Genomic DNA, 12,729 nt, shown 5'->3' with positions numbered 1-12,729 from the left:
CGGAACCGCTCCTACTGTGCTCGTGCGCTCGGCGTCGTCGCCGACGCGGAGGGAGACCGAACGATGACGACGGCCGCCACGGGAGTGGGCAGGGAGCCCGTCACCAGCCTGATCCCCGCACGGCTGGACCGGCTGCCGTGGACCCGGTTCCACTGGTCCGTCGTCGTCGGCCTGGGCGTCTCGTGGGTGCTCGACGGGCTCGAGATCGAGCTGGCGAGCGCGGGCGGGTTCTCGCAGGAGTTCCACCTGAACCCGTTCCAGACCGGCGCGGTCGCCAGCGTGTACCTGGCGGGACAGGTGGTCGGCGCCCTCGTGTTCGGCCGGCTCGCCGACCGGCTCGGCCGCAAGCGGTTCTTCATCATCACGCTGCTCATCTACCTGATCGGCAGCGGCATCGGCGGGCTGGCGCCCGCGTACTGGTTCCTGCTGGTCTTCCGCTTCGTCGCCGGTCTCGGCATCGGCGGCGAGTACACGGCGATCAACTCGGCGATCGACGAGATCATCCCCTCCCACTACCGCGGCCGGGTCGACATCATCATCAACGGCACGTACTGGGGGGGCGCCGCGCTCGGCGCTGTCGCGAACATCTTCCTGCTGCGGCCCGACCTGGTCGGGGTGAACCTGGGCTGGCGCATCGGCTTCCTGGTCGGCCCCGTGCTCGGGCTCGTCATCATCTACCTGCGTCGCCACATCCCCGAGAGCCCGCGCTGGCAGCTGACCCACGGTCACGCTGAAGAGGCGGAGGCGAACATCGACCGGATCGAGGCCGAGGTGCGGGCCGAGCACGGCGAGCTGGACGACGTGCCGCAGTCGAAGGCGATCCGGGTCACGCCGACGTCGAGCATCTCCTTCCTCGTCATCGCGCGGATCTTCTTCCGCAAATATCCGGACCGCACGCTGGTCGCGTTCGTGATGATGGTGACCCAGGCGTTCCTCTACAACGCGATCTTCTTCAGCTACGCCAAGGTGCTCGAGGTCTTCTTCGGGGTGAGCGTCAGCAACACGCAGGTGCTGTTCCTCGCCTTCGCCGTCGGCAACCTGGCCGGTCCGCTCGTGCTGGGGCACCTGTTCGACACACTCGGTCGACGCCGCATGATCTTCCTGACCTACGCCGGATCCGGCGTGATCTTGGCGGTCTCGGCGGCCCTGTTCCAGGCGGGCCTGCTGAACGCGATCACGCAGATGCTCATCTGGTCGCTCGCCTTCTTCTTCGCATCCGCGGGCGCCTCATCCGCCTACCTGACGGTCAGCGAGACCTTCCCGCTGGAACTGCGGGGTCAGGCGATCTCGTACTTCTTCTCGATCGCGCAGGTCGCGGGTGCGCTCGCCCCCATCTTCTTCGGTGCGCTCATCGGCACCTCCGCGCATCCGCCGGTTGGTCCGCTGGCCGTCGGCTACTACATCGGCGCCGGGGCGATGATCGTGGGCGGGGTCGTCGCGCTGATCTTCGCCCAGAACGCGGAGCGCAAGTCGCTCGAGGACGTCTCGGAGGCGCTCTCGCTGGCGGCCTGAGTTGCCAGGAATTCAGGCAGAATCGCGAAATGAAGGCAGAATCTGCCCGGATCCGGCCCCAGTCCTCGGGATCGCCTGAATTCCTCGCCGGTCAGGGACGCGAGCGGGAGCTCAGGAGGGGCTGGGGTCGAGACGCGGGTCGGCGGGCTCGTCCGCCAGCGCGGTCTCCAGGCGCTTCAGCTTGCCGGTGAGTTCGCCGGTGTGCCCGGGGCGGATGTCGGCCTTCAGGACCAGCGAGACCCGCGAGCCGTAGTCGCCGACGGCCTCGGTCGCCTGCTTGACGACCGCCATTACCTCGTCCCACTCCCCCTCCAGGGTCGTGAACATCGAGTCGGTCTGATTCGGCAAGCCCGACTCGCGGACGACGCGGATCGCCGCCGCGACCGCATCGTGCACCGAACCGTCCGTGCGGCCGTCGCCGCTGGGTGAAACCGAGAACGCAACCAGCATGACCGCTCCTCCTTCGTACTCGCACTCTTTCTGCCCGCACGGTAGCGCCGCCGCCTGACGACACGCGAACCCCGAGGGCCGCCCGTTCCCGCCGCCACTCGGACGCGTTAGCGTGCGATCGTGATCACCGCACTGTCGCCCGCGCACCTCCTGATCCTGATCGTCCCCCTGGCGCTGACGATCGTCGTCATCGTGGCGATCGTCGTCACCGCGCGGGACCGGACCATGACCACCATCGAGCAGTTGGCGTGGATCCTCGTTTTGATCGTGTTCCCCGTGGTCGGACTCGTCGCCTGGCTGGTGGTCCGCCTGGTGAGCCGCGGGCATCGAGCAAGGCCGTCAGCGGGCGTCTGAGGAGATCCGGCCGCCGGCCAGTCGGCGCGCCGGGCAGGCGGACGCTGGAACGTGCTGCGCACCCGCTGCGGACCCGTTGCGGAGTCGGCCCTCGACGGCGAGTCGCAGCCGCACGGAACAGACCGCCCGCCAGGCGCGGTTAACCTGTGCCGATGCGGTGGGGGCGATCGGTGCTGATTCGGAGTGCGTCCTGGGCGTGCTGTGCGGCCGCGCTCGTGCTCGCTCTGCTCGCGGCCGCCCTGGTGACGGCACCGGCCAGCGCCCGGGCCGACGATCCGTCCTGGTCCGACGTGCAGAAGGCGAAGAAGAACGCCAAGACGAAAGCCGACGAGGTCGCGCACATCCGCAGCCTGCTCGACGAACTGGAGGCGCGAGCGGCGGTGCTCGGCGAGAAGGCGATCCAGGCCGCCGCCGCGTCGGAGAAGGCGCAGGCCGCGCTGCAGCAGGCGACCGAGACTCTCGACTCCCTGCGCAGCCAGGGGGCCGCCGCCGGCAAGCGGGCGACGTCGGCGCGGCGCCAGGCGGGCGCGGTCGCGACGCAGCTGTATCGATCGGGTGACCCGACCCTGTCCCTGTGGTTCTCGGGCAGCGAGAGCGAATCGCTGCTCGACCGGCTCGGCTCCCTGAGTGAGATCAGCGGCTCCTCCAGCGCCCTGATGGCCGGCGCGATCGCCGACCAGCGGCTGGCGACGGCGCTCGCGGCGCAGGCGAAGGTCGCCACCGGCGTGCGGGACACGCTGGCGACGCGCGCCGCGCGCCTGGCCGCCGCCGCCAAGTCGGCCGAGGCGGCGGCGAATCAGGCCGTCGCCGACAACAAGGCGCGGACGGTGCGGCTGCAGGCCCAGTTGAAGACGCTGAACGCCACCTACCAGACGACGAAGTCGGAGTACGCCGCCGCGCAGCGCGCGAAAGCCGCTGCGGCGGCCGCGGGTGACGGCACCGGAGCCGGCGGGTCGCTCGGCGGGATCGCGGGCGGGCCCGGCTCGCTGTCGCCGGCCGGGGCGCAGTCCTACGCCGCCTCGCGCCTCGCCGCCTACGGCTGGAGCGGTTCGCAGTTCTCGTGCCTGGTCACCCTGTGGAACATCGAGTCGGGCTGGCGGTGGAACGCCTACAACGCCGCCTCCGGCGCCTACGGCATCCCCCAGTCGCTGCCGGGCAGCAAGATGGCCTCCGCCGGCGGCGACTGGACCACCAGCTCCGCCACGCAGATCGAATGGGGCCTCGGCTACATCCGCGACCGCTACGGCTCCCCGTGCGGCGCACTCGGCTTCGAGACCTCGCACAACCCCTACTGGTACTGACCGGCACCGTTCTGCTGAGCCGGCACCGCGGATACCGGCAGCGCTCAGACGCGGAACGCCGCTCCCGGATGGCGCGCCGGCAGCCGGGCGCCGCCGCCGGTCAGGCGCTCGCGCAGGGTGCCGCCGCGCGGGACGGCGGGGACCAGGCCGCGGTCGCGCAGCCGGGGGATGACCTCGTCCAGCACCGCCCGGTAGGTGGCCAGGCCGCCGAAGGTGTGCTCGATCAGGAATCCGTCCACGTCGGTGTCGGCGGCCAGCCGCTCGATGCCGTCGGCCGCCTGGTCGGCGGTCCCCGTGATCTTGGGGCCGCCGAGCGCCGCGGTCAGGGAGTCGAGCGCCTCGCCGACCGTCGCTCCGGCGTGCTGCGCGCTGGCCAGGGTGGTCTGCCCCACCTCGGTCGAAAGCGACGACATCGGCGTCGCGGGATCGAGTCCCAACAGGTTCACGCCGCTCCAGCCGAGGAACAGCGCGGCCATCGCGTCGCGGCTGGGCGCGGCTTCGAGCGACGCGCGCAGCTCCCGCGCCTGCTGCTCCGTGCGCCCGACGACTACCGAGATGGAGTTGACGATGCGGACGGCGTCGCGCGGCCGGCCGGCCGCCTGGGCCAGATCGCGCAGGTCGGCGACGATCGCCGCCGCGCGAGCGGAGTCGCGCTCCTGGATGAAGACGACCTCGGCGATGCGGCCGGCGAACCGGCGGCCGCGGGGCGAGGTGCCGGCCTGGAACAGCACGGGCGAACGCTGCGGCGACGGGGCGACCGGGAAGAGCCCATCGAAGTCGAAGTAGCGGCCTGAATGTCGGATGCGGTGCACGGCCGCGGGATCGGTGAAGATCCGCGCCGCCTTGTCCGCGACGATGGCGCCGTCGCTCCAGCCGCCCTCCCACAGCTGCAGCGCCAGGTCGACGAACTCGTCGGCCCGGTCGTAGCGCTCGTCGTGCGGAGTGACGCTGCGCTGCCCGAGCAGGCGGACGAGCGCGGTCTGCAGGTCGGAGGTGACGACGTTCCAGCCCACCCGGCCGTCGGTCAGCGCGTCCAGGGTGGCGAAGCGCCGAGCGAGCAGGAACGGCGCGTCGGCGGTGGTGGAGGCGGTGACGGCGAATCCCAGCCGCGGCACGCGTGCGGCCAGTGCGGCGATCAGCGGAATGGGGTCGTGCACGGGGAACTGCACGGCCTCGCGGACGACCGTCTCGGGGATGTCGTCCTCGACCATCGGGTAGCCGATGGCGTCGGCGAAGAACAGGAAGTCGAACCCGCCCGCCTCCAGCTCCCGTGCGAGCTCGGTCCACCCGGTCAGGCCGGCGAACCCCGCGGGGTCGCTCAGCGCGTGGGGCCAGGCGTTGCTGATGAAGCTCGGGGTGAACTCCTCGAACCCGCCGAGGAGCAGCTGCCGCGTCATCCCGCGAGCCTATTCAGGAGCCGGACAGGCACCAGGGTCGCCGCCGCGCGCTCGGTCGCCGCGCTCAGTCGCCGCGCTCACTCGCCGCGCTCAGTCGGCAAGCGCGCGATAGCTGCTTCGGTAGTAGACGAGCGGCGAGCGGTCCTCGTCCAGGCCCCCCGCCTCCAACGCCCGCACCCGGCCGACGACGATCAGGTGGTCGCCGCCCTCGTGCACGGCGTGCACGTCGCATTCCAGGTGTGCCAGCGCGCCGGCCAGCAGCGGGTTGCCGAGCCTGCCCGGTCGCCAGTCGACGCCGGCGAACTTGTCGCCGCCACTGACGGCGAACCGGTCGCTGATCGCCTGCTGTCCGTCGGCGAGCACGGTCACGCCGAACCGGCCGGTGGCCTGGATGCGCGGCCAGGTGGACGAGGTGCGCGCCGTGCTCAGCATGACGAGCGCAGGCGTCAGCGACAGCGAGGAGAACGATTGACAGGTCAATCCGGCCGGTCCGTCGTCCGTCGCGCCGGTCACGACGACGATCCCGGACGCGAACCGCGCGAGCACCTGCCGGAACACGGCCTCGTCGACCGACTCCGCCACCTGGGCGGCGGCGTCCTCGGTGTGGCGCCGTTCCATCGCCCCATCATGGCGTGCGTCGGCTGGACCCCCGAGCGGCGAACACGCTCGGGCGGCGCCGCGCAGCCGCGTCGTGCCGCGTACGCTCCCGGTGTGCCTCCCGTTCCGGTCTTCCAGCGATGCCGGGGCCGGGCAGAGGATCGAGTGAGCGGAGCGTCGCCATCGGCACGCTGATCGTCCTGATCATCGTCGCCGCGATCGTGGTGATGACGATCCGGGCGCGACGCCTGCGATCGGCGCGGGCGCGCGGCGCGGACCAGGCCAACCCGGTCGTGGTCATCGGCTCGGTGTTCGTGATGTGCGCCGTGATCGTCGGCATCGCGCTGCTCGTCCACCGCTGAAGGTCCGGCGGCCTCCTCGGTGCAGTCCCCGGGTCAGTCGCCGCGTCAGTCCTCGGGCGGTCCCTGCCGCTGGTAGAAGCGCACGAGCAGCACGACGCCGACGAGTACAAGCAGCCCGCCGACCGCGCTCAGCGTCACGAAGATCGTCTGCGCCAGGCCGTCGGTGGTCGCCAACTGCGCGACGACGAAGACGAAGACGACCGCCACGCCGCCCAGGATGAGCGCGATCAGCGACCTGGGTGGCCGGGCGGGGTTCATCCGATCACGGTAGCCATCTGGGCGAGTCGCGGGCGTCCATCAGCGTCGCCGACTACCGGCGACGCATCGCGAGCAGCCGTCGCACGTAGAACACGATCGCGCCACCGCCGAGGACGGCCAGAACCAGCCAGAGGACGCGCAGCCCCGTGGCGAGGTTCGCGTTCGCCGCGAGGACCAAGCCGGCGACCAGGAACATGCACGCGCCGAGCAGCCCCATGACGAGGACTCGAACGGTGACCTGCACGATTCCCGAGGGTAGCCGCGCGCACTCACCGCCCTTCTCGCCTCCGTCTGCCGACGAGCCCGGATTCGCGTCATGCGCCCAGGGGCGCGCACGGGCAGATGACCCGAACCCGGGCAGACGGTCCGCCGGGCCTCAGGTGAAGCGGGTGGTCGCGAGGCGATGCAGTTTCAGCGCCAGCGCAAGGCGCAGCCGCCCCTGGGGCGAGCGCACATCGAACCCGAGCGCCGTCGAGAACCTCGTGGCCTGCACCTGCAATGTCGAGTGGTGAATACCGATCGCGGCAGCGGCGGCGCGCAGGCTGTCCGCGGCGACGAGGGACTCCAGCTGGGTCAGCGACTGCTCGGAATGCGTGAGCAGGGCGGCGAGCGCCGTCACGTCGTCGCTCGGCGCGCCGCCGGAGTCGGCGACCTCCGCCACCAGCAGGAACGCTCCCAGGTCGGCCGCGCGCACGATCGGCTCGGAGTCGCTCGTGAGCCGCAAGGCGGTGAGTGCGGATGTCCACGATCGGTCGAGCGCGTCGCTCGCCGCCGGCAGCCCCACGCCCGCGCGGGGCTCCCGCACCGGGTCCGCGGCGAGGCGCACGATGGCCCGGACCGCCCCGACGGAGGTGACAACGGTCGTCTGGTGCCCTGCGCGCGCCGACACCCGCGCCGGTTCCGCGATCACGGAGTAGCGCGCCGCCGGATCGAGCCTCAGTCGCAGCGCCGCCTCGCGGCGGCTGTCGACGGATTCAGACCGATCGATGACGGTGTCGACGGCGAGGCGCGATTCGGTGGGCGGAGCGGCCCGCTCGAGCGCGATGCCGAGACCGATCGCGAGGCGCTCGAGGATCATGTCGTCGTTGGCGTGTCTGGCGCCCGCCCGCTGGATCCACACGACGCCCCCGCCCTGCAGTGCCCGCGTCGACCAGGTGTCGGGTCTCGCTCCGGCCAGCAGGCGACCGCGCTCATCGACCGCGAAGGTCACGCGTGGCGACTCGACCCCCGCCGTGACACCGCTGAGGAACGCCGCCCCGCGCAGCAGGGTCTGCGGGGTCGCATGCCCGTCGACCAACACGTCGAAGTACTCGATGACCTTGAGGCTGTTGCTCGCGCCGGGGTCGAGCACCTCGAGCTTGCCGACGAGTTCCTGCATTGGACTCCGAAGAAGTGCACGTGGTCTGCTGCCCCACCCTAAGCCTGGCGACGGTGAGGCCAGCGGTAGCGGGGCAGCAGACGTGCAGGTGGTGTCGTCAGCCGCCGAACACCCGACGCACCCAGTTGTGGCGCATCTCGACCGAGGTGCGGGAGATGGTGGCGTGCGGTGCCATCCCGTCGAAGCCGTGGAAGCCGCCGGGCCAGATGTGCAACTCGCAGATGCCGCCGGCCGCCCAGATCTTGGACGCGTACGCGACGACCTCGTCGCGGAACACCTCCGCCGACCCGGCGTCCATGTAGGTCTGCGGGAGGCCGGACAGGTCGGTCGCCCGCCCCGGCGCCGCGTAGATGGAGACGTCGTCGGTCTGCAGGCGATCGCCCAGCAGCGCGAACCATCCGGTGTCGTTGCTCGTGCGGTCCCACACACCGATGCCGTCGATCTGGTGGCTGGAGATCGTCTCGTTGCGGTCGTCGAGCATGCCGCATGCGATCACCTGCGCGAACAGCTTCGGTCCGCCCTTATCACGGGCCATGAGCGTGGTCCCCGCAGCCAGCCCGCCGCCCGCGCTCCCCCCGATGATCAGGATGCGGTCGGCGTCGAACCCGAGTTCGTCGGCATGCTCGGCGAAATAGACGAGTCCCGCGTAGCAGTCGGACACCGGCGCCGGGTCGGGGTTCTCGGGGGCGAGCCGGTACTCGACGCTCACGCCGACGGCGTCGAACTCCTCCACCCAGTCGAGCACCTGCTCGACCCCGACGAAGCGGTCGCCCTGCACCATGCCCCCGCCGTGGATGTTGTAGATGCCGGGTCCGCCCGGGGTGTGATCGATGCGGGTGAAGATCGAGAGGGTGATGTCGGGCTCGCCCGCGGGACCGGGCACCACGCGCTCCTCGTGCGTGATGGCGCGACCGCTCAGCAGCTGCTCGATGGGCGGCGTCGGGTGCTCGATGGCGCGGATGAAGCCCAGGGCTTCCCTCGGCAGGGTCGACGGCACCTGGTCGGCGAGCACCGTGAGCACGGCGGCCAGCTCGACGTCGAACGGCGGAGCGGGATAGCGGGTGTCGGGCATGAATCCTCCATGTGTCGTGAGCCACGTCCGTCGTGTCTCAGCTGAGTTCCTCGGTGAAATTCCCTCGGACGGATCCTCCGCTCGGGTCGCCGCGCGCGCCTCCGCCAGCGCGACGTGGTTTCGAGCGCGGGTGTCAGCCAGATGGCTGACGACGCGCTGCAGGTGGATGCGCTGGAAGCCCTTCGACTCACGGACCGGCGGCAACCGGTTGATCTGCGCCGACTCGGTGACGAACAGCAGCGAGGGCGCGCTGCGAGGAATTCAGGAGATTTCGAGGAATGAAGGAGCGACGCGCCGCTGAGCGGGGGTGGATCTCGAGGTCGCCTGAATTGTTCGCGACATGGTGGCGGCCGGCGGGCGCACACCGGGCGCGCGACGAACCGACCCCGCCACCGCGACCCGTTTACCCGAGCCGGTCACCGACGCGGAGTACCACCCTTCGTACGGGCTCGATCCAGGGCGACGCGCTCGCGTATGCACTAACGTGCGAGCCACCATGGCTGCCGTCAGCGTCCTCGTCGCCACGCTGAACCCCGGCTCCGGCCTGCCCGACCTCGTCCGGTCGATCGATGCGCAGACCCTGCCCGCCGCCGAGTTCGACCTCGTCGTGGTCGACGCCTCCAGCGACGGCAGCACGGTCCGACTGGAGCAGTTGGCCGGGCGCCGACCGAACGTCGTCGTGCTCACTACCGATGCGCAGGCGACGGGCAGCACCACCGAGGCCGACCGGCTCGGCCTGGCGCTGCAGCGGGCGACGGCGGAGTACGTGCTCGTCGTCGGCCAGCAGCAGCGGCTTGCTCCCCGCGCGCTCGAACTGCTGCTCGACCGGGCCCGGTACACGGACGCGGACCTGGTGCTCGGGCGGGTCGTCACGGGTACCGACTCCGGCAGCGCGGTGCTGCCCGACGACGCCGACCTGTTCGACCTGTTCGACCTGTCCGGACTCGACGTCGCCGGAGGAGGCGTCGGAGTCGACCTGACGGGCTGCCTCGCGCTGGTTCGGCGGTCGCTGCTCGTCGGCCGCTCGGACGCTGAGGTAGGCGCCGCCCTGCCCGCTCTGACCGGCGACGCCCAGACCGTCAGCGCCGTCGGCCGCTACGCCTGCGCGATGCAGGACGAGGACCCGAGCGCGCCAGGCGACGACGTGTCGCTGGAGTCGCCCGCGTACCGGTGGGACGAGGGGATGCTGCAGCTGACCGTCGCAGTGCGACTGCCCCAGCCCGAACCCGAACCCGAACCCGCGCTTCGCGCGTGGCTGGTCGCCGCTCAGGGCCTGGCCGAGATCGCGCTGCCCGCGACGATCGGGCCGGACGAGCGCAGTGGGACGACGCTCATCGCTTCCGCGGTCCTCGATCCGCAGACCGCCGAGGGCGGCCATCCGCTCGAGGACGGTCCCTGGGACCTCGCGCTCCGGCTCGCCTGGCCGGGCCGCGAGGTGACCCTGCCGCTGACGTCCGGCCCGGCCCGCTCGGCTGTGGTCGCCGGCCGGCCGTACGTGGTCCGTACCGTGAACCGGGTCCTGCACCTGGACGCCGGCGCGACGCTGAGCAGCGTGATCGGTCCGGTACCGACATCGCGGACGTCGATCGCCGAGTCGGTACACGGCACCCTGGTCACGCTCGACTACCCCGGTCTGCACGTGCACGGCGACGCGGTACTCGACGCTCGACTGCTGCTCGACCGGTTCGCGCTGCCCGGACGACTGGTCTGTCGGGACGGCCGCGCCCGGCTGGAGGCGCACGCCAGTTCGCTCGCCGGAACCAGCACGGTCAGGGTCGTCGCCGGGGGCGGCAAGCCGGTCGCGACCGGGCTGCGCCTGCGGGTCGACGGCACCGGCGGGATGGCCTTCGAGACCGTACCGGCGCCGCAACCCGCGCCGAAGCCGACGTCGCCGGCGACCCCGGCCACCGGCGCTACCCCCCTGGTGCAGCGGCTGCGACACCGCCTGCCCGGCGCGGTCGACCCTCTGGTGCATCGCCTCGCGGACGTGCCGGTCCTGCGCCAGGCCTACCGGCGGCTCATCCGCCGCTGATCAGCCGCTCACTGTGGCGGGTGCGAAGTCCGCGCCCAGGGTCCGCGTGACGCTCTCCGTGATCAGCCCGCGCAGATCCACTCCCGCATCCGGGGAGTCCGCGGCCCGCGCGAGCACCTCCAGCAGGTCGCTCTCCAGCAGTCGATGGGGCGGCAGCACGGTCAGCCGGTCGAGCAGCAGCGGCGGCACGGGCTGCGGATCGGGCCTGCGGAACTCGGCCAGGATCTCATCGAAGTGGTCGGACAGCGTCGTGTTCGCCGGATCGAGGGCCGTGACGAGCAGCAGCCCGGTCGGCCGGGTACCGACCTGCAGCACGGCCAGGTCGGGCCGGTAGCGCGCCAACACCTCCAGCATCCCGTAGACGTCGCCGGTCCACGCGTCGGTGTGCCGCTGCCGCGCCGCCTCGTCGACGCTGCGCGGCAGGACGTCGTCGAAGACGATGACGCCGCGAGTCGAGCTGTACCGCTCGGCGTAGATGAAGTCGCGGAACGCGAACTCGAACAGGTGCAGCCCGTCGATGAAGGTCAGGTCGAACGGCGTGCCGCCGGTCGGAGCCAGCGGGTCGGGCCGCGAGAAGTACTCGTCGCTCGTGGTGCGGAACAGGGCCACATCGGCATCGAGTTCGGCGGTGATGACGTACGCCGGGTCGATCGCCACCGATCGGCAGTGGGCCTGCGCCAAGCTGCCGCCGTCCCGGATGCCGATCTCCAGATACGCCCGCGGCGCCAGCCGCCGGTGCAACTCGGCCAGGAACGCGTAGTAATACACGGCCCAAACCCTAACGAGCCCAGAGCCGAACGAGCCGCGGACCCGAGCGTCAGCCGAGCCAGCGGCGCCACCGCGACTGCTCCGGCGCCGCCTCCTCGCCGAGCGCACGCGCGGCCTCGGCGATGTCGTCCGCGGTGAGCGCCATCACGTCGGCACGATCGAGCGCATCCACATCCGGGTGCTCGTCGCCGGTCAGCCGCAGCGCCTGACGCCCGAGCGCCTGCTCGAACAGTGTGCGCACGAAGCGCGCATTGCCGGACGCCTCGTTCCGCCGGACGCCGGCCAGGATGCGACGAAGCACCTCATCGGCGCCGGGGCCGAGCGTGTACTCGTGCTGAGCGACGACGTTCGCGAAGATCGCTTCGAGCTCGCCGGTGGAGTAGTCGGGAAAGGTGATCTCGCGCGCGAACCGGGAGCGCAGGCCGGGGTTGGAGAGCAGGAACGACTCCATCAGCCGTGGATAGCCGGCCACGATGACGACCAATCGGTGCCGGTGATCCTCCATGCGCTTCAGCAGCACCTCGATCGCCTCGGGCCCGAAGTCGAGCCGGCCCTCCCCCTCCGGCGCCAACGAGTACGCCTCGTCGATGAACAGGACGCCGTCGAGCGCCCGCCGGATCACCCGGTCGGTCTTGATCGCGGTCGCGCCGACGTACTGGCCGACCAGGCCGGCTCGATCGACCTCCACCAGGTGGCCCTTCTGCAGCAGCCCGACCGCCCGATACATCTCGGCCAGCAGACGCGCGACGGTGGTCTTGCCCGTGCCCGGGTTGCCGAGGAACACCAGGTGCTGGCTCGTCGCCACCTCGGGCAGGCCGTGCGCCTTGCGGCGCGCCTGCACCTGCAGGAAGGCGACGAGCGCCTGCACCTGCTCCTTCACCGACTGTAGTCCGACCAGCCCGTCGAGCTCCGCCTGGATCGTCGGGAGCGGCCGAGCCGGGCCCGGGCGACCGCCGAAGAGGTCGCCCACCAGGTCCCCCACACCCTCCATTCCCGCCGGCAGCCGGACCTGATCGCGCAGGCGATCGACGGTGTCCCGCAGGTCGCCCAGCGGATTACGACTGCGAGCCATGCCCGGAGCCTAGGCCGACCCTCCGCGCCGCTGTTCCTGCGTGTCCATTCACGGGACATCGGTCGAGGCACGCACCTGATCAGATCTCCCGCACCTGGACACACAGATCCCGGCGCTCCTCAGCCGTATCCCCGGCGGGTGAGCGGGTCCGGGCTGCGAGGATGCCGGGGTAGATC

Annotated in this window: 14 protein-coding genes; 5 read left to right on the top strand and 9 right to left on the bottom strand. The window is 71.5% G+C overall.

Annotation, left to right across the window (positions count from 1 at the left end; translation table 11 throughout):
* Positions 1-63: 63 nt before the first annotated feature.
* A complete protein-coding gene (locus tag ACFE7H_RS08125) occupies positions 64-1,512 on the top strand; it encodes an MFS transporter (protein ID WP_375400723.1) in 1,449 nt (482 codons plus the stop codon).
* A gap of 111 nt (positions 1,513-1,623) precedes the next feature.
* Here the strand turns inward: ACFE7H_RS08125 and ACFE7H_RS08120 are convergent, their stop codons facing one another.
* A complete protein-coding gene (locus ACFE7H_RS08120; RefSeq protein WP_375400722.1) occupies positions 1,624-1,962 on the bottom strand; it encodes an MTH1187 family thiamine-binding protein in 339 nt (112 codons plus the stop codon).
* A 120-nt stretch (positions 1,963-2,082) separates the two neighbouring features.
* On the opposite strand from ACFE7H_RS08120, the gene ACFE7H_RS08115 reads away from it, so the two are divergent.
* Complete coding sequence (locus ACFE7H_RS08115) at positions 2,083-2,316, top strand: PLDc N-terminal domain-containing protein (protein WP_375400721.1); 234 nt, start codon at positions 2,083-2,085, stop codon at positions 2,314-2,316.
* Positions 2,317-2,468: 152 nt separating this feature from the next.
* A complete protein-coding gene (locus ACFE7H_RS08110; protein ID WP_375400720.1) occupies positions 2,469-3,617 on the top strand; it encodes a hypothetical protein in 1,149 nt (382 codons plus the stop codon).
* Positions 3,618-3,661: 44 nt separating this feature from the next.
* Here the strand turns inward: ACFE7H_RS08110 and ACFE7H_RS08105 are convergent, their stop codons facing one another.
* Both ACFE7H_RS08105 and ACFE7H_RS08100 read right to left on the bottom strand, forming a co-directional pair.
* Complete coding sequence (locus tag ACFE7H_RS08105; protein WP_375400719.1) at positions 3,662-5,014, bottom strand: NtaA/DmoA family FMN-dependent monooxygenase; 1,353 nt, start codon at positions 5,012-5,014, stop codon at positions 3,662-3,664.
* A 90-nt stretch (positions 5,015-5,104) separates the two neighbouring features.
* Positions 5,105-5,632, bottom strand: coding sequence for a flavin reductase family protein (locus ACFE7H_RS08100; protein ID WP_375400718.1), 528 nt, complete (start codon positions 5,630-5,632; stop codon positions 5,105-5,107).
* 119 nt (positions 5,633-5,751) lie between these two features.
* On the opposite strand from ACFE7H_RS08100, the gene ACFE7H_RS08095 reads away from it, so the two are divergent.
* Positions 5,752-5,973, top strand: coding sequence for a hypothetical protein (locus ACFE7H_RS08095; RefSeq protein WP_375400717.1), 222 nt, complete (start codon positions 5,752-5,754; stop codon positions 5,971-5,973).
* A gap of 45 nt (positions 5,974-6,018) precedes the next feature.
* Here ACFE7H_RS08095 and ACFE7H_RS08090 read toward each other — a convergent pair whose 3' ends face one another.
* From ACFE7H_RS08090 to ACFE7H_RS08075, 4 genes are all read right to left on the bottom strand, one after another.
* Positions 6,019-6,231 (bottom strand): hypothetical protein, encoded by a 213-nt coding sequence (locus tag ACFE7H_RS08090; RefSeq protein ID WP_375400716.1) that lies wholly within the window; start codon positions 6,229-6,231, stop codon positions 6,019-6,021.
* 52 nt (positions 6,232-6,283) lie between these two features.
* A complete protein-coding gene (locus tag ACFE7H_RS08085; protein WP_375400715.1) occupies positions 6,284-6,475 on the bottom strand; it encodes a hypothetical protein in 192 nt (63 codons plus the stop codon).
* Between the two features lie 132 nt (positions 6,476-6,607).
* On the bottom strand, positions 6,608-7,609 hold the full coding sequence (locus ACFE7H_RS08080; RefSeq protein WP_375400714.1) for a helix-turn-helix domain-containing protein: 1,002 nt from the start codon (positions 7,607-7,609) through the stop codon (positions 6,608-6,610).
* A gap of 97 nt (positions 7,610-7,706) precedes the next feature.
* On the bottom strand, positions 7,707-8,681 hold the full coding sequence (locus tag ACFE7H_RS08075; RefSeq protein WP_375400713.1) for an alpha/beta hydrolase: 975 nt from the start codon (positions 8,679-8,681) through the stop codon (positions 7,707-7,709).
* A gap of 496 nt (positions 8,682-9,177) precedes the next feature.
* Here ACFE7H_RS08075 and ACFE7H_RS08070 point away from each other — a divergent pair, with 496 nt between their 5' ends.
* Positions 9,178-10,713, top strand: a complete 1,536-nt coding sequence (locus ACFE7H_RS08070; protein WP_375400712.1) for a glycosyltransferase family 2 protein — start codon at positions 9,178-9,180, stop codon at positions 10,711-10,713.
* On the opposite strand, the gene ACFE7H_RS08065 is transcribed toward ACFE7H_RS08070, so the two are convergent.
* Positions 10,714-11,481 carry a class I SAM-dependent methyltransferase gene (locus ACFE7H_RS08065; RefSeq protein ID WP_375400711.1) on the bottom strand — a complete coding sequence of 256 codons (768 nt, stop codon included), beginning with the start codon at positions 11,479-11,481 and terminating at the stop codon, positions 10,714-10,716. It lies immediately after the preceding gene.
* A gap of 49 nt (positions 11,482-11,530) precedes the next feature.
* Complete coding sequence (locus tag ACFE7H_RS08060; RefSeq protein ID WP_375400710.1) at positions 11,531-12,553, bottom strand: AAA family ATPase; 1,023 nt, start codon at positions 12,551-12,553, stop codon at positions 11,531-11,533.
* Positions 12,554-12,729: the final 176 nt, after the last annotated feature.

The sequence above is a fragment of the uncultured Amnibacterium sp. genome, assembly GCF_964250715.1.
Taxonomy (GTDB): domain Bacteria; phylum Actinomycetota; class Actinomycetes; order Actinomycetales; family Microbacteriaceae; genus Amnibacterium.
This window is presented reverse-complemented; position numbering and strand designations above follow the sequence as displayed.